This window comes from Kitasatospora sp. NPDC001683, from assembly GCF_053596495.1.
Window position 1 is genome coordinate 17008 of the sequence record NZ_JBSFGK010000088.1, and the last position, 17169, is coordinate 34176.

General features: G+C 74.6%; 13 protein-coding genes and 1 pseudogene. 6 read left to right on the forward strand and 8 right to left on the reverse strand.

Annotated elements, in window-relative coordinates; genetic code table 11:
• Positions 1-71 precede the first annotated feature (71 nt).
• Positions 72-1028 carry an alpha/beta hydrolase gene (locus tag ACWCYO_RS32615; protein ID WP_449786237.1) on the reverse strand — a complete coding sequence of 319 codons (957 nt, stop codon included), beginning with the start codon at positions 1026-1028 and terminating at the stop codon, positions 72-74.
• Between the two features lie 323 nt (positions 1029-1351).
• On the opposite strand from ACWCYO_RS32615, the gene ACWCYO_RS32620 reads away from it, so the two are divergent.
• From ACWCYO_RS32620 to ACWCYO_RS32630, 3 genes are read left to right on the forward strand one after another with little or no spacing between them, the layout of a single operon-like run.
• A complete protein-coding gene (locus ACWCYO_RS32620; protein WP_270140317.1) occupies positions 1352-1939 on the forward strand; it encodes a (2Fe-2S)-binding protein in 588 nt (195 codons plus the stop codon).
• Positions 1936-2940, forward strand: a complete 1005-nt coding sequence (locus ACWCYO_RS32625) for an FAD binding domain-containing protein (protein WP_270140319.1) — start codon at positions 1936-1938, stop codon at positions 2938-2940. Before ACWCYO_RS32620 ends, ACWCYO_RS32625 begins: the two co-directional genes overlap by 4 nt.
• Positions 2937-5045 carry a xanthine dehydrogenase family protein molybdopterin-binding subunit gene (locus ACWCYO_RS32630; RefSeq protein WP_449786238.1) on the forward strand — a complete coding sequence of 703 codons (2109 nt, stop codon included), beginning with the start codon at positions 2937-2939 and terminating at the stop codon, positions 5043-5045. Before ACWCYO_RS32625 ends, ACWCYO_RS32630 begins: the two co-directional genes overlap by 4 nt.
• 31 nt (positions 5046-5076) lie before the next feature.
• Here ACWCYO_RS32630 and ACWCYO_RS32635 read toward each other — a convergent pair whose 3' ends face one another.
• The 4 genes and pseudogenes from ACWCYO_RS32635 to ACWCYO_RS32650 all read right to left on the reverse strand — a co-directional run bounded on the left by ACWCYO_RS32635 (position 5077) and on the right by ACWCYO_RS32650 (position 9078).
• Complete coding sequence (locus tag ACWCYO_RS32635; RefSeq protein ID WP_449786239.1) at positions 5077-5928, reverse strand: DUF1906 domain-containing protein; 852 nt, start codon at positions 5926-5928, stop codon at positions 5077-5079.
• Positions 5929-6265: 337 nt separating this feature from the next.
• Positions 6266-6490 (reverse strand): annotated as a pseudogene (locus tag ACWCYO_RS32640) (hypothetical protein); the annotation flags it as partial.
• Between the two features lie 130 nt (positions 6491-6620).
• On the reverse strand, positions 6621-8276 hold the full coding sequence (locus ACWCYO_RS32645; RefSeq protein WP_449786240.1) for a purple acid phosphatase family protein: 1656 nt from the start codon (positions 8274-8276) through the stop codon (positions 6621-6623).
• A gap of 160 nt (positions 8277-8436) precedes the next feature.
• The gene (locus tag ACWCYO_RS32650) at positions 8437-9078 is read right to left on the reverse strand and encodes a DUF4360 domain-containing protein (RefSeq protein WP_449786241.1); all 642 of its coding nucleotides are present in this window, start codon (positions 9076-9078) and stop codon (positions 8437-8439) included.
• 259 nt (positions 9079-9337) lie between these two features.
• Here ACWCYO_RS32650 and ACWCYO_RS32655 point away from each other — a divergent pair, with 259 nt between their 5' ends.
• Entirely contained in the window at positions 9338-10543 is a 1206-nt protein-coding gene (locus ACWCYO_RS32655) for a CapA family protein (RefSeq protein ID WP_270140329.1), read from the forward strand.
• A gap of 15 nt (positions 10544-10558) precedes the next feature.
• Here ACWCYO_RS32655 and ACWCYO_RS32660 read toward each other — a convergent pair whose 3' ends face one another.
• The gene (locus ACWCYO_RS32660; RefSeq protein ID WP_270140330.1) at positions 10559-11407 is read right to left on the reverse strand and encodes an SAM-dependent methyltransferase; all 849 of its coding nucleotides are present in this window, start codon (positions 11405-11407) and stop codon (positions 10559-10561) included.
• A 59-nt stretch (positions 11408-11466) separates the two neighbouring features.
• Entirely contained in the window at positions 11467-12819 is a 1353-nt protein-coding gene (locus tag ACWCYO_RS32665) for an MFS transporter (RefSeq protein WP_270140332.1), read from the reverse strand.
• A 478-nt stretch (positions 12820-13297) separates the two neighbouring features.
• Here ACWCYO_RS32665 and ACWCYO_RS32670 point away from each other — a divergent pair, with 478 nt between their 5' ends.
• The gene (locus ACWCYO_RS32670) at positions 13298-15622 is read left to right on the forward strand and encodes an ATP-binding protein (protein ID WP_270140334.1); all 2325 of its coding nucleotides are present in this window, start codon (positions 13298-13300) and stop codon (positions 15620-15622) included.
• A 108-nt stretch (positions 15623-15730) separates the two neighbouring features.
• On the opposite strand, the gene ACWCYO_RS32675 is transcribed toward ACWCYO_RS32670, so the two are convergent.
• On the reverse strand, positions 15731-16669 hold the full coding sequence (locus tag ACWCYO_RS32675; protein ID WP_270140336.1) for a LysR family transcriptional regulator: 939 nt from the start codon (positions 16667-16669) through the stop codon (positions 15731-15733).
• A 130-nt stretch (positions 16670-16799) separates the two neighbouring features.
• Here ACWCYO_RS32675 and ACWCYO_RS32680 point away from each other — a divergent pair, with 130 nt between their 5' ends.
• Complete coding sequence (locus ACWCYO_RS32680) at positions 16800-17099, forward strand: YciI family protein (RefSeq protein ID WP_270140338.1); 300 nt, start codon at positions 16800-16802, stop codon at positions 17097-17099.
• Positions 17100-17169 lie beyond the last annotated feature (70 nt).

Here is a 17169-nt window from a genome sequence, read left to right on the forward strand (position 1 = left end):
ACGGCCAGTCCCCCGCCCGCCCTTCCGCGTCGGCCGACACACCGCTCACGGCTGAGGGGCGGCGGGCCGGCTCAGGTGGTGGTGAGCGCGCGTCCCAGCACGGTCATCGCGTCCGGCAGCACCCGCCGCCAGAAGCCGTCCGTGTGCTCCCCGTCGGGGAACCGTTGCTCCCGTGCCCGCACCTGTCGCGCGACCTGGCGGGCGGCGGGGCAGAACGGGTCCTCCTGACCGCACCACACGCCGAGGGTGCCGACCTGCGCCTGGTCCAGCCGGAGCGTCGGCTCGTGGGCCTTCCAGTCCGCCTCGTCGGCGTACCCGCCGGTGGTGCGGGCGTCCGCCCAGGTGCGGAAGACGGCCGGGCTGAGGAGTGCCACGGCGTCCAGGTTGCGGCCGGCCAGGGTGCGTCCGACGGCGTACTGCAGGGCACCCGAGCCGCCCATCGAGATCCCCATCGCGGCGCGCGGCGTGGGCAGTTGGCGGGCGTGCAGCCAGCCGGGGAGTTCCTCGCGGAGCATCGCCTGCGGGTCGTCACCGCCAGGGGCCTGCTGGTGCCAGTACGTGGCGTCCCCGCCGTCCACCGCGACGACGGCGAACGGCGGCACGCCGTCCCTGACCGCGGCCGCCAGGAACTGCGGCACCCCGAGCGCCACCATGCCGTTCGCGTCGCTCCCGCGCCCGTGCAGCAGGACGCAGACCGGCAGGTTCGTACTCGCCGCGGCGCCGGGCGGGAGCATGGTCACCATCGTGACCTCCCGGTTCCGCGCCGTCGAGCGCACCTGTTCGACGTGCACGGGTCCTGGTGCCGCGTCCGGCACCGTGCCGTCCGTCCCGGTCATCCCCAGCGCCTTCTTCAGCGTCACCCCGCCGGGTAGCCAGCCCGCGAGCATCCCGCCCCCGGCCGCGGCCCCGAGCAGGGCACCGCCGCCCACGACTCCGGCTCCGATCCGCAGCAGGCGCCGCCGCGACGACGCGCGGTCGGCGGGGTCCGCCGAAGACTGTTCGGTGACGCTGCCGGTCTGTGTGGTCATGTCTGTCGACCTTTCCCCGTTCGGTTCTCGTGCGTGCGGCCGTGGTCAGGCGCCGGACCGTGGTCAGGCGCCGGACGGGGAGCGCAGCTGCCGTCCCACCGCTCCGGTCACACCCTCTCCGGCGGCGTCGCCGGCGCCACCCTTCCTCCGGTCGGCCGGCCCTGAGCAAACGATCATCGTAGTGGACGGGTGATCGGACCACCTGATGGCGCCCGCCTCGACGACGCCCCGGCCCCTGTCGCTGCGCCACCGTCCTGCTGCCACCGGTGTGACGCGGCGCCATGTGCCGTGTGGGCGTGGCCGGGGCAGGGGACTGTCGTGCGATGCAGAGGGAAATCACCGTTCAGGTCGACGGCACCGCGCGTCGGCTGACCGTCGACACGCGCACGACGCTGCTCGACGCGCTGCGGGAACGACTCGGGATCACCAGCCCCAAGAAGGGCTGCGACCACGGACAGTGCGGCGCCTGCACGGTGCTGTCCGGCGGGCGGCGCGTGCTGGGCTGCCTCACGCTCGCGGTCACCCAGGACGGCGCCGAGGTGGTCACCGCCGAAGGACTCGCCGCCGAGCCGACCACCGCCGAGCCGACCACCGCCGGCGAACAGCAGGCCGACGGCGGCCTCCATCCGGTGCAGCGGGCCTTCATCGACTGCGACGCGCTCCAGTGCGGCTACTGCACTCCGGGGCAGGTGGTCTCCGCGGTCGGGGTGCTGGACGAGTTCGCGATGGGCTGGCCGAGTGCCGCCACCGAAGGCCCGGGGGCGCCGCGGCTGGACCGTGCCGAGGTGGCCGAGCGGATGAGCGGCAACCTGTGCCGCTGCGGGGCCTACGTCAACATCGTGACCGCGGTGCTGCGGGCGGCCGGGGCGTCCCCGGCCGGGCGGCCGACCGGCCCGGGGGTGACCGGGTGAAGCCCTTCGACTACCTCCGGCCCGCGGACGCCGCGGACGCCGTGCGCAGCGTCGCCGGGAACCCGGACGCGGTGTTCCTCGGCGGCGGTACGAACCTGGTGGACCACCTCAAGCTCGGCATCGTCGAACCCGCTCTGGTCGTCGGCCTCGCCGGTGTGCTGCCCGCGGAGATCGAGGAGCTCGGCGACGGCACCCTCAGGATCGGCGCGGGTGTCGGCAACAGCGAACTCGCCGCCGACCCGCGGGTGCGCGAGCGCTTCCCGGTGCTGTCGCAGGCGCTGTTGTCGGGCGCGTCGGGGCAGTTGCGCAACATGGCCACCGTCGGGGGCAATCCGCTGCAACGGACCCGCTGCGTCTACTTCCAGGACGTCACGACACCGTGCAACAAGCGGGAGCCGGGCTCGGGCTGTTCCGCGGTCGGAGGGTGGACCCGGCACCACGCGATCCTCGGCGCGTCCGAGCACTGCCTCGCGGTCCACCCGTCCGACCTGGCCGTGGCGATGGCCGCGCTCGACGCCCGGGTGCGGACGCTGGGCCCGGCCGGCGAGCGCACGATCCCCTTCGTCGACCTGCACCGGCTGCCCGGCGACGCTCCCGAGCGCGACACGGTGCTCGAACACGGTGAGCTGATCACCGCGATCGACCTGCCGGCGCGGCCGATCGCCCGCCGATCGGCCTACCGCAAGGTGCGTGACCGCGCCTCGTACGCGTTCGCCCTGGTCAGCGTGGCCGCGGCGGTCGAGGTCGAGGACGGCGTGATCGTGGACGCGCGGATCGCGTTCGGCGGCGTCGCGCACGTCCCGTGGCGCGCCCACCGGGCCGAGGAGGCGCTGCGGGGCTCCTCCGCGTCGGACCGGAGCTACCGGACCGCGGCGGACGCGGAACTCGCCGACGCCCGGCCGGCCGAGGGGCTGGACGGCGGCAACGCCTTCAAGATCCCGCTGCTGCGCCGCACCCTGACCGCCACCCTGCGCGACCTGGTCGGAGAGGATCCCCGATGACGTTCCCGAGCGAACCCCGAGCCGTCGGCCGCGACCTGCCCCGCCGGGACGGCGCCGTCAAGGTCCTGGGCACCGCCACCTACGCCCACGAGACGCCGTTGGTGAACGCCGCCCACCTGCACGCCGTCCAGGCCACCATCGCCCGGGGCCGCGTCACGGCGCTGGACACCGCGGCCGCCGAAGCCCTCGACGGTGTGGTCGCGGTGCTCACCCCCGGCACGGCCGAGCGGCTGGCGTCCACCGAGGACCGGGAGCTGGCGGCCCTGCAGGGTGAGGAGGTCGCCTTCCGGGGCCAGGTCGTCGCGCTGGTCGTCGCCGACAGCTCCGAGGTGGCGCGGCAGGCGGCGGCTCTGGTGCGGGTCGAGTACGCGCAGCAGGAGCACGACGCCGAGCTGCGGGCCGACCGTGAGGACCTGTACGCGCCGGAGACGGTGAACCCGGACTTCCCCACCGACACCGCCGAGGGCGACGTCGACGCCGCGATGGCGGCCGCGGAGGTGAGCGTCGAGGAGACGTACACGACCGCGATGTACCACAACAACCCGATGGAGCCGCACGCCACGGCGGCGTTGTGGGAGCCGGCGGGTGACGGCCTCCTCACCCTGTGGGACTCCACCCAGGGCGTCCATTCGACCCGGGCCGTCCTGGCGTCGGTGTTCGGCCTCGACGAGGCGCGGGTGCGGGTCGTCTGCCCGTACGTCGGCGGCGGGTTCGGGTCCAAGGGGCAGCCGCACGTCAACGTGGTCCTGGCCGCGATGGCCGCCCGCGCGGTGCCCGGCAGGCCGGTGCGGCTGGCCCTGACCCGACAGCAGATGTTCTCCCTGACCGGCTACCGCACGCCGACCATCCAGCGCTGTCGCCTCGCTGCGGACCGCACCGGCAGGCTCACCGCCGTCGCCATCGACGTCGTCGAACTGACCTCGCGCATCAAGGAGTTCGCCGAGCAGAGCGGTGTCCCCGCGCGGATGATGTACGCCTCGCCGAACCGGCGGACCACCCACCGCCTCGCCGCCCTCGACGTCCCGGTGCCGTCCTGGATGCGCGCCCCCGGCGAGTGTCCCGGCATGTTCGGCCCCGAGGTGGCCATGGACGAGCTGGCCGAGCGCCTGGGGATGGACCCGGTCGAACTGCGGATCCGCAACGAGCCCGGCGTCGAGCCCGGTTCGGGCAAGCCCTTCTCCAGCCGCAATCTGGTCGGGTGCCTGCGGGAGGGCTCCGCGCGGTTCGACTGGTCGCGGCGCGATCCGCGGCCCGGCGTGCGCCGTCGCGGCGACTGGCTCGTCGGCACGGGCGTCGCCGCCTCCACCTACCCGGTCAGCCGCATGCCGAAGTCGACGGCGACGGTCCGGCGGGAGGGGGAGCGCTACGTCGCCGAGATCGGCGCGGCCGACCTCGGCACCGGTACGTGGACCACGCTGGCGCAGATCGCCGCGGACGCCCTCGGCGTACCGGTGGACCGGGTGGAGGTGCGGATCGGCGACACCGACTACCCGATGGCCTCGGTGGCCGGGGGTTCCTCCGGCATGACGACCTGGGGCTCGGCCGTGGTCGAGGCAGCGGGTGCCTTCCGCGCCAGGTACGGGAGCGAGCCGCCGGACGGGGCCGAGGCGTCCGGCACCGTCGGGCCGCCCGACGAGCGCCACGCGATGCACGCCTTCGGGGCGCAGTTCGCCGAGGCGCACGTCCACCTGGACACCGGGGAGGTGCGCGTGCCGCGCCTGCTGGGCGTGTTCGCCGCGGGCCGGATCATCAACCCGCGCACGGCGCGGTCGCAGTTCGTCGGCGGGATGACGATGGGGCTGTCCATGGCCCTGCACGAGAAGAGCGTGCTCGACCCCCGCACCGGTCACGTCGTCAACCACGACTTCGCCGAGTACCACATCGCGGCCAACGCGGACGTCGGCACGATCGAGGCCCACTGGCTCGCCGAGCACGACCCCCACGTCAACGCCGTGGGGTCCAAGGGCATCGGGGAGATCGGCATCGTCGGCACGGCCGCCGCGGTGTCGAACGCGGTGTGGCACGCCTGCGGCGTGCGCGTGCGGGACCTGCCGATCTCCCTGGACAAGGTCCTGCCCGCGCTGGCGGAACGGCCGGAGCGCTGACGCGCGCCCGCTGTGGCGAGATCCGCACCGCTCAGCCGCCCGCCACCAGTCCGTCCAGGGCGTCGGGGTCGACGCTGAGCGTCACCCCGCCGTACGTCTCGTCGGCGCTGCCGCGGTACTGGTGGATGCGGTGGCCGGCCCACAGGTCGTCGGGCAGCCCGGCCTGTCCGCTGACGGTGGGGCGCCCGTCCCAGCGGGCGTACCAGAGCGCGTCGGGCAGCGGGGCGCGGCCGGAGCGGGCGGCGGCGGCCAGGTCCGCGATGCCGGAGTCCGTGCTGGAGTAGAAGCCCGACCGGTAGCCGGCCGCCCGCAGGCCCCTGGTCCAGCCGACGGTGAAGTCGACCACCGCCCGGCTGCAGACCGGGTCGCCCACCGGGTAGGCCTCGATGTCGAGGTACACCGGGCTGCCCGGCCCCAGGCCCAGCTCCCCCAGCGCCGCCGCGGCCTCGCCCGCCTCCGCGCCGCCCTGCTCCTCGGCCCGGTCCGGGTCGATCCGCAGCGGCTTGTCCGGGCGCTGGGCGCAGGGTGCCTGCAGCCCGACGTGCGTGGGCACCAGCTTCCAGCCCATCGCCCGGACGGTGGCGACCCACTGCGGCGTCAGCCGGGGCTGCTCGCAGCCGCGCTGGCCGCCGCTGCTGTAGATGTTCACCGCGCCGTACGGCGAGGCGACGCGCCAGACGTACAGGGCCTCCACCGGCGGGGCCGAGCAGGCGTCGAACCCGGCCCCGGTGTACCGGTACTCGGGCAGCGGCTCCGTCGAACCGTCGGGCGCAGCGGCTCCGAGGGGCCAGGGACGGGCGGCCTGGGCCCCCTGCGCGGGGACGGCGGCGGGGAGGAGGACTAGCGGAACCGCCAGGAGCGCGGTCAGGGGAAGAGGACGCATCCCCCCGTCCTAGCCGTCCGCGGCGACGGTTGGCGGCCCACCGTACCGACGCGCCGCGCCCGTTCACCCGGAATCACGACACCCAACCGGCGGATCGGCGGGCACCGGTCGGGCCCGGTGCGTCCGGTGCACCGGGCCCGGCCTGGTGGGGCGGCTACGGAGTCCCCGGGTCCTGGGGCAGGGCGCCCGGGTCGCCGGGGGGCGCCGGGGCGCCACCGGTGGCGCCGACTTCGCCGGGGACCCAGGCAGTGCCCTCACCGGTGCCCGTGTCGGTGCCCGGGGCCGTGGTGTCGCCGGCACCCGCGGTGTCGCTGGTACCCGTGGTACCGGTGCCCCTGCCGCCCAGGCGGGCGGCGAGCAGCCGCTTGCCCAGCTCGGCGCCCTTGCGGCTGTCGGCCTGCGCCTTGCTGAACAGCTCCACGACCTCGTCGTCGCCCTCCCGCTCGGCGTCCTTCAGGTAGGTCTCCATGCGCAGCGCGTTGCTCAGGCAGGCCTCGACGTACCAGAGCAGGTTGTAGTCCTTGTCCTTGGTTCCGGTGACGTGGCCCGTCTCCTCGTTCATGATCGCGACGCTCCTTCCGCGCCCCCGCGGGCACCGGCCCCGCCGGCCGGCGACCTGGGCGCGTGGACGCGTCTACCCGGGGGTGGGACGGCGATTCGCGGCGGGGCTCACCGGTGGGCGGGCGGTGTCGTCAGTCGTGGCCGTCGGTGCGGCGCCGGTGGAGCGTGAAGGTGTCGACCGGGGTGAGGTCCGCGTGCGGGCCGTCGAAGGTGTAGTAGGTGACCCGCATGGTGGTGGTGCCGCCGCGCCGGTCGCCGGGGTCGACCTCGAAGGCGGCGAAGCCGTGGGTGTTGGTGCGGTCCTGGTAGGCGGCCCAGGGGGCGTCCTCGGTGAGCCAGATCGACTCCCGGTAGGGCGCGCCGGGGGCGGGCTTGTCCTCGAGGCCGATGACCACCCGGCCCTGGGGGCGTTCGAACAGGTCGTCCTGGGTGGTGGCGGCGTTGCCCCCGGCGCCGATGACCATGTGGACGGTGCCGCGGCCGGTGTCGGCGAGGTGGAGGTCGGTGCCGGTGGGCACCGGGGTGCGGGTGTCGTTGGGCAGGGTGCCGCGGACGGGGTGGGAGCGCTCGTAGTAGTGCTCGTGGCCGCTGACCACCAGGTCGACCCCGTAGGCGTCGAACAGCGGGCCCCAGGCCTCGCGCACGCCGAGGTCGCTGCCGGAGCCGTGCTTGGAGCTGGAGATCATCGGGTGGTGCATGCAGACCACGATCCAGTCGATCCCCCGGCTGCTCCGGGCCGTGCGCAACTCCCTCTCCAGCCAGCGCAGTTGGGCGCCGCCGGAGTAGCCGCGCAGGTAGCTGTCGCCGGAGTTCTGGATGGCGACGTCGTCGTTGGCGAGGCTGATGAAGCGCACCGAGCCGACCGTGAAGGCGTACCACATGCCCCGGGTCTCCTGATCGCGGTCGGCGGTGGAGTCGGGGAGGGTGAAGTAGGTCTGGTAGCCGTCGGCGCCGATCGGGCCGTTGCCGCTCTCGTTCTCGTGGTTCCCGGCGCAGGGCATCCAGGGGCGCAGCCGGGCCGAGCGGCTGTTGTTGATGAACCAGTCGGCCCAGGTGGCGGTTCGGCTCTGGCCGTGCCGGCCGCTGTAGGAGGCGTAGCAGAGGTCGCCGTTGACCAGGTTGAACAGCGGGCCGACCCGTTCGACGGCGGCGACGATGTCGGCGGCGTGCGGGGAGCCGATCTGGCTGCTCATGTACACCGGGTACTTGCCGAGCGGCGAGGGCATGCCGTCGGGGAAGACCAGGTGGCGGCGGAGGTTGGGGGTGGCCTGGTCGCCGAAGCTGGTGAAGGTGAAGGGGGTGCGGCCGCGTGGGGCGGTGGTGAAGCTGCCGGTCTCGGGGCTCGTGCCGTCGTGTCCGGCGGTGTAGAGGTAGGTGGTGCCGGGGCGCAGGCCGGTGAGCTTGGCGTGGTGGACGTACACCTCGTCCTTGCCGAGGGCGTCGCGGTAGGTGCGGGTCTCGGCCTCGACCACCTTGCCGAGGCCGCCGCCTGGTGAACCGATCCGGACCTGCGGGCGGCGGACGGACTGCGGGGTGAGCCAGGAGACGGTCATCTCGGTGGCGGGGTCGGTGCCGAACTGCAGGTGCAGGCCGCTGACGCTGGGGGTGCCGATCCGGTGCGGGGTGGCCTGGAGCAGCGGGCTCGCGGGCCCGTCGGCCGCTGCGCCCGGCGATTCGTCGGTCGGCCCGTCGGAGGCGGAGGCCGGCTGGGCGGCCGCGCCGCCGGCGACCAGGGCGGCTCCGGCCGCCGATGTGCCCTTGAGGATGGACCTGCGTGCGATGGTCATGACGCTCCGTCTGCCGAGTGGGGGGTCCGGACCCGCAGCACTGTAACGGCATGAGCATGCAAAAACGACCGCTTTCCTGACGGGCCTTCACCTTCGAGCCCGTCGGACACGCCGCGGCCCCGGCGGCCGGGGCTCCGCCGGGGCCGGGCGCGCCCGGGGATCAGGGGCACTGCTTCCAGGCGAGGTGGTAGACGGTGTTGATGCTGCCGTCGGTCGAGTCCATCGTCATGAAGCTGGTGGTGTGGGCCGGGTCCGAGGTGCCGGCGGAGACGCGCAGTTCGGTGTTGATGTTGAAGTTGCGCTCCTCGCCGCAGGGCGCCCAGACCAGGGCGGCGACGTCGACGGAGTCGGTCGCCTGCCAGCTGTCGTCGGTCGGGCCGTCGAAGCGGTGGCTCCGGTAGGTGGTCCCGGGGTCCCCCTGGAAGTAGTAGTTGGCCCGCTCGACGCCGCTCGCCCCGTTCTCCAGGTGGGCGAAGCCGCGGTAGTCGGCGGAGGCGATGGCGTAGGTGAAGCCCTGGGGGACGTGCACCCGCAGGTCGAGCTGACAGTTCTTCCGGAAGTCGGTCGGCTTCGAGCCCACTCCCACCTGGGCCAGGTAGCTGCTGTACGTCACGGTGAAGGCGGTGTTGTCCGGCGACACGGCCACTGCGGCCGATCCCGCCGGACAGCCGGAGCCGTTGACGGTCGCGACGTCGATGACGATCCGGTCCGGCGGGGTGGGCAGCGAGTCGCCGCCGAAGGCCGGCGAGCCGGCCAGGGCGGCGGAGACGGCTGCCGCGGCGGCCAGGGCGCGGAGCAACATGGGCTTCCCCTTCGATCGTCCACGGGAACAGGGGCGGCGCGGCACGGACCGAGCGCTTCCCGCGCGACCCCCTCGGCAGAATTGACATGGATATGTCAGCACATCCCGCGGACCGCGTACAAGGGGTCACACATGGTCACCTTTCCCGGGACCGGCGGCTCCCCGGGTGACCTGCGGGCGTGGGGCCCACGGCCCGCCAGGCGGGCGCCCGCATAGTCGGATGGTTGGTCATCCCTTCCGATCGTGAGACGAGCCGACCATGTCCCTCCCCCGCCGACGGACCGCCGCCACCGCCCTCGCCCTGTTGCTCGCCCTCCCGGGCTGCGACGCCCCGCACCCGGCCGGGCGGGCCGCCCCCGGCACCGCGGCACCCACGCCCACCCCCGCCCCGACCGGGCCGCGGGCGTTCACCCTGCTCGCCACCGGCGACGTGCTGCCGCACACCGAGATCATCCAGCAGGCCAAGGAGGACGCCGGCGGCACGGGCTACGACTTCAGCGCCATGCTGGCCGGCGTCAAACCGCTGGTCAGCGCCGCCGACCTGGCGATCTGCCACATGGAGACCGTCTACGGCGCCGACGGCGGCCCGTACACCGGGTACCCGGCGTTCAAGTCCCCGCCGCAGGTCGCCAAGGCCCTCAAGGACGCCGGGTACACCTCCTGCGACACCGCCTCCAACCACACCCTGGACGACGGCCCGGCCGGCATCCGCCGCACCCTGGACGCGATGGACGCCGTCGGCCTCGCCCACACCGGTTCCGCCCGCACCGCCGGGGAGGCCGGGCGGCCCGCGCTGCTGCGGGCCGGCGGTGCGACGGTGGCCCAACTCGCCTACACCTACGGCACCAACGGCATCCCGCTGCCCAAGGACGAGCCCTGGGCCGTCAACCTGATCGACCGGGACCGGATCCTCGCCGACGCCCGCGCCGCCCGGGCCGACGGCGCGGACCTGGTGGTGGTCAGCATCCACTGGGGCACCGAATGGCAGGACGCGCCCAACGAGCAGCAGCTCACCCTGGCCCGCGAGCTGTCCGCGGCCGGGCAGGGCCCGGGCCGGCCCGACATCGACCTGATCCTCGGCACCCACGCCCACATCCCGCAGGCCTACGAGAAGATCGGCGACACCTGGACGGTCTACGGCCTCGGCGACCAGCTCGCCGGGCACATGTTCACCTACGACGGTGCCGAGGACCCGCGCGGCAACTGGAGCTCGATCGCCCGCTTCACCGTCAGCCCGCCGGCCGGGCCCGGGCAGCGGTGGGCGGTGAGCCGGGCCGAGTTCGTCCCGCAGATCACCGACCTCGGCCCGCCCTACCGGGTGCTCGACCTGCGCGAAGCCGTGCGCCGCAACCCCGGCCGCGCCGACTGGGCCCGCGCCCTGGAGCACATCCGCACCGTGGTGCTCAGCCGCGGCGCCGGTTCGGCCGGGCTCACCATGGCGTCGCAGCAGCAGCCGCAACCATGACGGCCGCGGCGGGCGTCACGGCTTGCGGCCCACCCCGCCGTACACCGAGACCTCGCCGTCGGCCGGCGCCGAGAGCCCGTCCGGCTCCGGGTGCCACCGGTTGATCAGGACCACGCCCGGCTCGTCCAGCTCCAGCCCGGCGAAGAAGCGTGCCACTTCGGCCTGCGAACGCATGTGCACCTCGATCCCGGCCTCCGCGTACCGGCGCGCACCGGCCGCGGCCTGCTCCGGCGCGTTGTCGGCGGTGCCGGCGGTCAGGGCCAGGAAGCTGCCGGCGGGCAGGGCCTCCAGCAGCTTGCGGACGGGCCGGTGCGCGGCCTCGTCGGACAGGAAGTGCACGATGTTGATCAGCGTCAGCGCGACCGGCTCGGTCAGGTCCAGGGTGGCGGCCACCGCCGGGTCGGCCAGGAACTTCTCCGGATCGCGCAGGTCACCCTCGACGTAGGCGGTGCGGCCCTCGGGCGTGCTGGTGAGCAGCGCGCGCGAATGGGCCAGCACGATCGGGTCGTTGTCCACGTACACCACCCGGCAGGCCGGGTCGACCGCCTGGACGATCTCGTGCAGGTTGGGCGCGGTGGGAATGCCGGTGCCGACGTCCAGGAACTGGCGGATGCCGTGCTGTTCGGCCAGCCGACGGACCATCCGGTGCATCACGGCGCGGGCGGCGGCGGCCCCGGCCCGGGCGGCGGGCAGGTCGGCCAGCACCCGGTCGCCGACCTCGCGGTCCGCCGGGAAGTTGGTCTTGCCGCCGAGCAGGTAGTCGTAGACCCGCGCGGAGTGCGCCCGGTCGGTCCGCAGGTCCACCTGCGGCGGCTGCTCGAAGTCCGCGTCGATCAGCCAGCTGTCCGGCTCGTTGCCGTCCACTTTCGCCCTCCCCGTCCGGCGTTGACCCGGAACACTCAACCACAGGACGTGGATGTCCGTCAGGCGGTTCCGGGTGTCCGCTGAACGTCGGCTTCCGCCTCCCGGAGGGCGGCGGTGAACGAGGGCACCCGCATGGCCGTCAACAGGCCCAACGCCGGTCCGGCGGTGCAGATCGTGACGTAGACCGGGATCACCCCGAGGCCGTCGTGGTGGTCCAGCCACTCGGCCAGCAGCGGGAAGGTGCCGCCGAACGCGGCTATGGTGGCCGCGTTGACCACGCCCAGGCCGACCGCCCGCACCTCGGTCGGGAACAGCAGCCCGGTGAAGACGTTGAGCGTGCCGAGCACCGTCGCCACCATCATCCCCAGCAGTACGGCCACCAGTTGGAACGGCAGCCAGCCCCCGCGCAGCCCGGCCAGCAGGATCCCGACCAGCGGGATCGGCAGCCCGAAGCCGATCCGGGCGACCGGCAGCAGCCCGAAGCGGTCGGCGGCCGCGCCGGTCAGCAGCATGGTGGCCAGCACCATCGCCAGCACCACCGTCATGAAGGAGGCCGCCCGCTCCTTGTCGATGACGTGGTAGGCGGCCGCGTACTGCGGCAGGTAGGTCAGGGCGAAGTAGTAACCGACCGTGCCGCCCAGGGTGTTGAGGAAGACGGTGAGCACCGCCCAGCGGTGGTCGCGGAGCGTGCGCAGGAACGGCGGGCGGCCACCCGGCCGCACCCCGGCTCGGGCGCGGTGGAACTCGGCACTCTCCGGCGCGGCCCGCCGCACCCACACCGCGCCCAGCCCGAGCAGCGCGGCGACCAGGAAGCCCCAGCGCCAACCGCCGTTCTCCAGGCCGGACTTGCCGATGGTGTGGATCAGCAGGGTGAGCACCCCGAAGGAGAGCAGCGAGCCGAGGATGATCCCGCCGTAGGACACCGAGCTGAACGCGAAGCGGTGCCGGGGCGGGGCCGTCTCGGTCACGTACGCGGCGACGCTCGGCGCCTCCCCGCCGAAGGCGAGGCCCTGCACCACCCGCACGACCACGGCCAGCACCGCCGCCCAGGCGCCGATGGTCCGCTGCCCCGGCATCGCGGCGATGCCCAGGCTGGCGACGGCGATGACGGCCATGCCGAGGCTGAGCGCGAAGCGCCGCCCCCGGGTGTCGCTGAGCCGCCCTATCAGGTACGAGCCGACCGGCCGGGCCACGAAGCCCACCGCGAAGGTGGCGTACGCGGCGAGCACGCCGCTGACCCCGCCCTTTCCGTGGCCGAACAGGTCGGCGGCGAAGTAGGGCGCGAGCACGGCGTAGATGTTCCAGTCGAAGGACTCGACCACCGACCCCACCGTCGCCGCCGCCAACTCCCGCCGCCGGCCCCCGTCCTGCACCCCGTCACGGGCCGGGGTGGAATCGATGTGATCTGTCATGGCGTCAGCATGGCACCGTTCGACCTGCGGCGGAATCGGGTGCGGTGACGGGCTGTGGTGACGGCGTGTGGCGACGGGATGCGGTGACCCCGCGACGGCCGGGCCGCGGTCGGCCGTCGCGGGGGTCGGGGCGCGGCACCCCCGTCGCCGCGCCTTGTGTCCGGTCCGTCGGCGGGCACCCGGGAGGGGCACCGCCGTCGGACCGGTGGATCGGTCGGCCACGTTCCGAACGCCGTGCGGGCGACGGCGACGATCCGGGCCGGACCCGTGGTCGGACGCGAAGCACGCCCGCGGGCGTTCGCTCGTTCCCCCTCGGACGGGTCCGTCGGCCTTCATCCTCGCCCCGGCGCGGCCGCGATGACCACGACGTTGACCGGACGTTGACCTGACACTTGGGCCCGTCGGGGCTACGCTCATTCGCGATCCGGGTCGGACGGGCGGGGCGACGACGCGGTTGGCAGGGGACCCGGGGGGATCTGTGGGGGCTGAGGTTTTCGCTGCGCTGCTACGGGAGCGACGCCTGTCCGTGGGGTGGAGTCAGGACGAACTCGCCGAGCGTTCGGGGGTGTCGGCCCGCTCGATCAGCGCCCTGGAGGCGGGTGGGCGCCGACCGCGGATGTCCTCGGTGGTCCGGCTCGCCGAGGCCCTCGGCATCGACCCGGACACCCGCGGCCGGTGGCTGACGGCGGCGCGGGACACGGATCCCCCGCCCTCCGCGGAGGCGACGCCCGCCGGCTCCCCGCCCCCTCCCCAGGAGGGACCGACCTGCCCGCAGCAACTGCCCATGGCCATCCGGCACTTCACCGGCCGGACCCGGGAGCTCCAGCTGCTCGACGAGCTGCTCGTCGACGTGACCCCCGGCTGCGGCGCGGTCGTGATCTCGGCGATCGCCGGCACCGCGGGCGTGGGCAAGACCACCCTGGCCGTGCACTTCGCCCACCGGGTGGCCGACCGCTTCCCCGACGGCCAGCTGTTCGCCAACCTGCGCGGCTTCGACCCGGCCCGGGCCCCGGTCGACCCCGCCGACGTGGCCCGCGGCTTCCTGGACGCGCTGGGCGTGCCGGCCCTGCGCGTCCCCGCCGACCCGGACGGGCGGCTCGCCCTGCTGCGCAGCCGGCTGGCGGGCACCCGGACGCTGATCGTCCTCGACAACGTCCGCGAGGCGGAGCAGGTCCGCCCGCTGCTCCCCGGCTCGAACAGCTGCCTGGTCGTGGTCACCAGCCGGAACCGGCTGCCCGGGCTGGTCGCCCTGGACGGTGCCGTCCCGCTGGCCCTGGACGTGCTCTCCCCCGCGGAGGCGCGCGAACTGCTCGCCCGCCGCCTGGGCGCCGCGGCCGTCGCGGAGCAGCAGGACGCGGCAGACGAGCTGGTCGAGCTGTGCGCCCGGCTGCCGCTCGCGCTGAACATCGCCGCCGCCCGGGCCGCCGACCACCCCGGCACCCCGCTCGAGGTGTGGGCGCGCGAACTGCGCGACTCCCGGGCCCGCCTGGACCTCCTGTCGGCCGGCGACAGCCATGCCGACGTCCGGGTGGTGCTCTCCTGGTCCTACCGCGCGCTGGCGCCGCGGGCCGCCCGCCTGTTCCGGCTGCTCGGGCTGCACCCGGGCCCGAGCATCGGCACGTCGGCGGCCGCGAGCCTCGCGGGCCTGTCGGTGTCCGAGGCCCGCGCCCTGCTGGAGGACCTGCACCGCGCCCACCTGATCACCGCGCCGGAGCGGGACCGGTACACCTTCCACGACCTGCTGCGCGCCTACGCCGCCGAACGGGCGGCCTGCGACGAGTCCCCGCAGGAGCAGGCCGCAGCCACCCTGCGGATGCTCGACCACTACCTCCACACCGCCCACCACGCCGCCCACCTCGCCTACGCGGACGACGTCTCCTGGCAGTCGCTCGACCTCCCGGAGCCCGCCGCCGGGGTGACGCCCGAGGAACTCGCCGACCGGCAGCAGGCGCTCGCCTGGTACCGGGAGGAGCAGCCGGTGCTGGAGCGGATCGTCGACTCGGCGCACCGGACCGGGGCCGACGTCCACGCCTGGCAGCTCGTCGGCGCCCAGGTGCCCTACCTGCTCAAGTCGGGGCTGTGGCAGCAGTGGCAGCGGGCGAGCGAGACCGCGCTGGCCGCCGCCGAACGCACCGGGGACCTCGGCCACCAGGCCCACGCGCACCGCTGGCTCGGCCAGGTGCACCGCTCCCAGGGCCGCCTGGCCGAGGCCCAGCGCGAACTGCGCCTGGCCCTCGGGCTGTTCGAGGCGCTCGGCGACCGGCCGCGCGAGGGCCGGACCCGGCTCGACCTCGCCATCGCCCACGGCGAGGAACACGCCGACGCCGAGGCCGTGGCCGAGTCCCGCCGGGCGCTGGAGCTGTTCGAGGCCCTCGGCGACCCCTCCGGACAGGCCCTCGCGCTCAACAGCATCGGCTGGTACCTGGCTCAGCAGGGTCTGCTGCGGGAGGCGCTGCCGCACTGCCGGCGCGCCCTGGACCTGGCCCGCGACGCCGGCAACCTCCCCGGCCAGTCGTCCATCTGGGACAGCATCGGCTTCATCCACCACCGGCTCGGCGAGTACCACGAGGCGCTGCCCGCCTACCACGAGTCGCTGCGGCTGCGGGTGGCGGTCGGCGACTACTTCCTCCAGGCCGACATCCACACCCACCTCGGGGACACCCACCTCGCCCTCGGCGACGCCGAGGCCGCCCGGGCCGCCTGGACGCGCAGCCTCGCCATCCTCGAGGACCTGCAGCACCGCGACGCCGACGCCGTCCGGGCCCGGCTGGCCGGCTGCCCCGCGCCGGAACCGCCCCGCTGACCGGCACGTCGGGCCGCCGGTTCGCGGCGGTGCCGGGCGGCTCGGAGACGAACGGCGCGATCCGGTCGGACCGGGCCGTTCGCGCCCGCGTGGACCGCCGTCGTCGGCTCAGCCCGACTCGGCCGGGCCCAGGCGCCGTCGGAGGTGGCGGGGTGTCAGGATTCCTTGGCCCGCCAGCGTGTCCAGGAAGGCGGCGGTGATGGGGTCGGGAGTGGTCCGGGTGTAGGCGGTCAGGGGACGGCTGACCGGTGGGTCCGGGCGCAGCACGGCGCCGTTGAAGCGCGGCGGGACGGTGTTGGCGGGGACGAGGGTGGGGCCCAGGCCGGCGGCGGCGTAGTTGGCCGCGGCGGGGGCCTGTTCGGTGCGGACCGCCACCCGGGGGCGGAAGCCGGCTGCGGCGCAGGCCTGTTCCAGCAGGTCGGCCAGGCCACTGTCGGGGGTGAAGTGCACCCATTCCCGCTCGGCGAGCTCGGCCAGCCGGACCCGGGGCGCCCGGGCGGAGTCGGCTCCGGGTTCGGCCGCGGGGTCGTCGGTGTGAGTGATGAGGAGGAACTCCTCGGTGCCGAGGTGGCGCACGGGCCCCTCCCAGCCGGGCGGCGGCGGTCCTACGGCGATGTCGGCCTGACCGGCGTTCATGGCCGCGGCGAGTTCCTCGGTGCGTCGGTGCTCGAACAGCCTGACCCGCACGCCCGGGTGGCGCCGGCGCCACGCGCCGAGGGCGGCGGGCAGCAGGCCGTAGCTGATCGAGTAGAGGGTGGCGAGGTGGAGTTCGCCGGTGGCGAGGCCGGCGGTGCGACGGGCGGCGGTGGCGGCGCGCCGGGCCTCGGCGAGGGCGGCGCGGGCGTGCGGGAGCATGGCCCGCCCTGCGGGGGTGGGGCGCACGGCGCGGGGCAGGCGTTCCAGCAGCGGGCTGCCGATCTCGCGTTCCAGGGCCTGGAACTGGTGGGAGAGGCCGGGCTGGGTGATGTGCAGGAGTTCGGCGGCGCGGGTGAAGGAGCCCTCGTCGACGATCGTCACCAGGTATTCGAGCTGTCGCAGCGTTGGCATGTGTCCAGCTTATGGTTTCGATAGGAATCAGTCCTTGGACGCATGGCGCCTCGGTCCGCAGGATGGGGTCATGTCCGGCGGGGCGGTTTCGGAGCCCCGCCGCTTCCCCCCCCAGCAAGGAGTTGTCTCCATGTCCAACGAATCCGGCGCCGGTGTCCTCGCGGTCTTCAAGGCGGCCCCGCACGCCACGGAGGAGGATTTCGCGAAGGTCATCGACGCGGAGCTGGCCCGGGCCAAGGAGCTCGTCGGTCAGGGCGTGATCGCGCACGGCTACCACCGCGCGGACTGCGTCGGTGCGGCGCTGGTCCTGGACGCCGGGACGGTCGAGGCCGCGCGCGAGATCATCGCGACCTTTCCCGCGGTCGCGGCCGGCCTGATCGACACCGAGGCGGTCATCCCGCTGGTTCCGCTGCAGCTGCCGCAGGACTGACGAACCGCTCGGACGGCCGGGCACCACCCAAACCGGGGGCCCCGGCGGCACCCCGGAACCCCGAGGAACC

Excerpts from the sequence above, each read along its gene's own strand:
- ACWCYO_RS32615 (WP_449786237.1), bottom strand. The coding sequence starts at position 1,028 with ATGACCACACAGACCGGCAGCGTCACCGAACAGTCTTCGGCGGACCCC.
- ACWCYO_RS32620 (WP_270140317.1), top strand. The coding sequence starts at position 1,352 with ATGCAGAGGGAAATCACCGTTCAGGTCGACGGCACCGCGCGTCGGCTG.
- ACWCYO_RS32630 (WP_449786238.1), top strand. The coding sequence starts at position 2,937 with ATGACGTTCCCGAGCGAACCCCGAGCCGTCGGCCGCGACCTGCCCCGC.
- ACWCYO_RS32635 (WP_449786239.1), bottom strand. The coding sequence starts at position 5,928 with ATGCGTCCTCTTCCCCTGACCGCGCTCCTGGCGGTTCCGCTAGTCCTC.
- ACWCYO_RS32645 (WP_449786240.1), bottom strand. The coding sequence starts at position 8,276 with ATGACCATCGCACGCAGGTCCATCCTCAAGGGCACATCGGCGGCCGGA.
- ACWCYO_RS32650 (WP_449786241.1), bottom strand. The coding sequence starts at position 9,078 with ATGTTGCTCCGCGCCCTGGCCGCCGCGGCAGCCGTCTCCGCCGCCCTG.
- ACWCYO_RS32655 (WP_270140329.1), top strand. The coding sequence starts at position 9,338 with ATGTCCCTCCCCCGCCGACGGACCGCCGCCACCGCCCTCGCCCTGTTG.
- ACWCYO_RS32665 (WP_270140332.1), bottom strand. The coding sequence starts at position 12,819 with ATGACAGATCACATCGATTCCACCCCGGCCCGTGACGGGGTGCAGGAC.
- ACWCYO_RS32675 (WP_270140336.1), bottom strand. The coding sequence starts at position 16,669 with ATGCCAACGCTGCGACAGCTCGAATACCTGGTGACGATCGTCGACGAG.
- ACWCYO_RS32680 (WP_270140338.1), top strand. The coding sequence starts at position 16,800 with ATGTCCAACGAATCCGGCGCCGGTGTCCTCGCGGTCTTCAAGGCGGCC.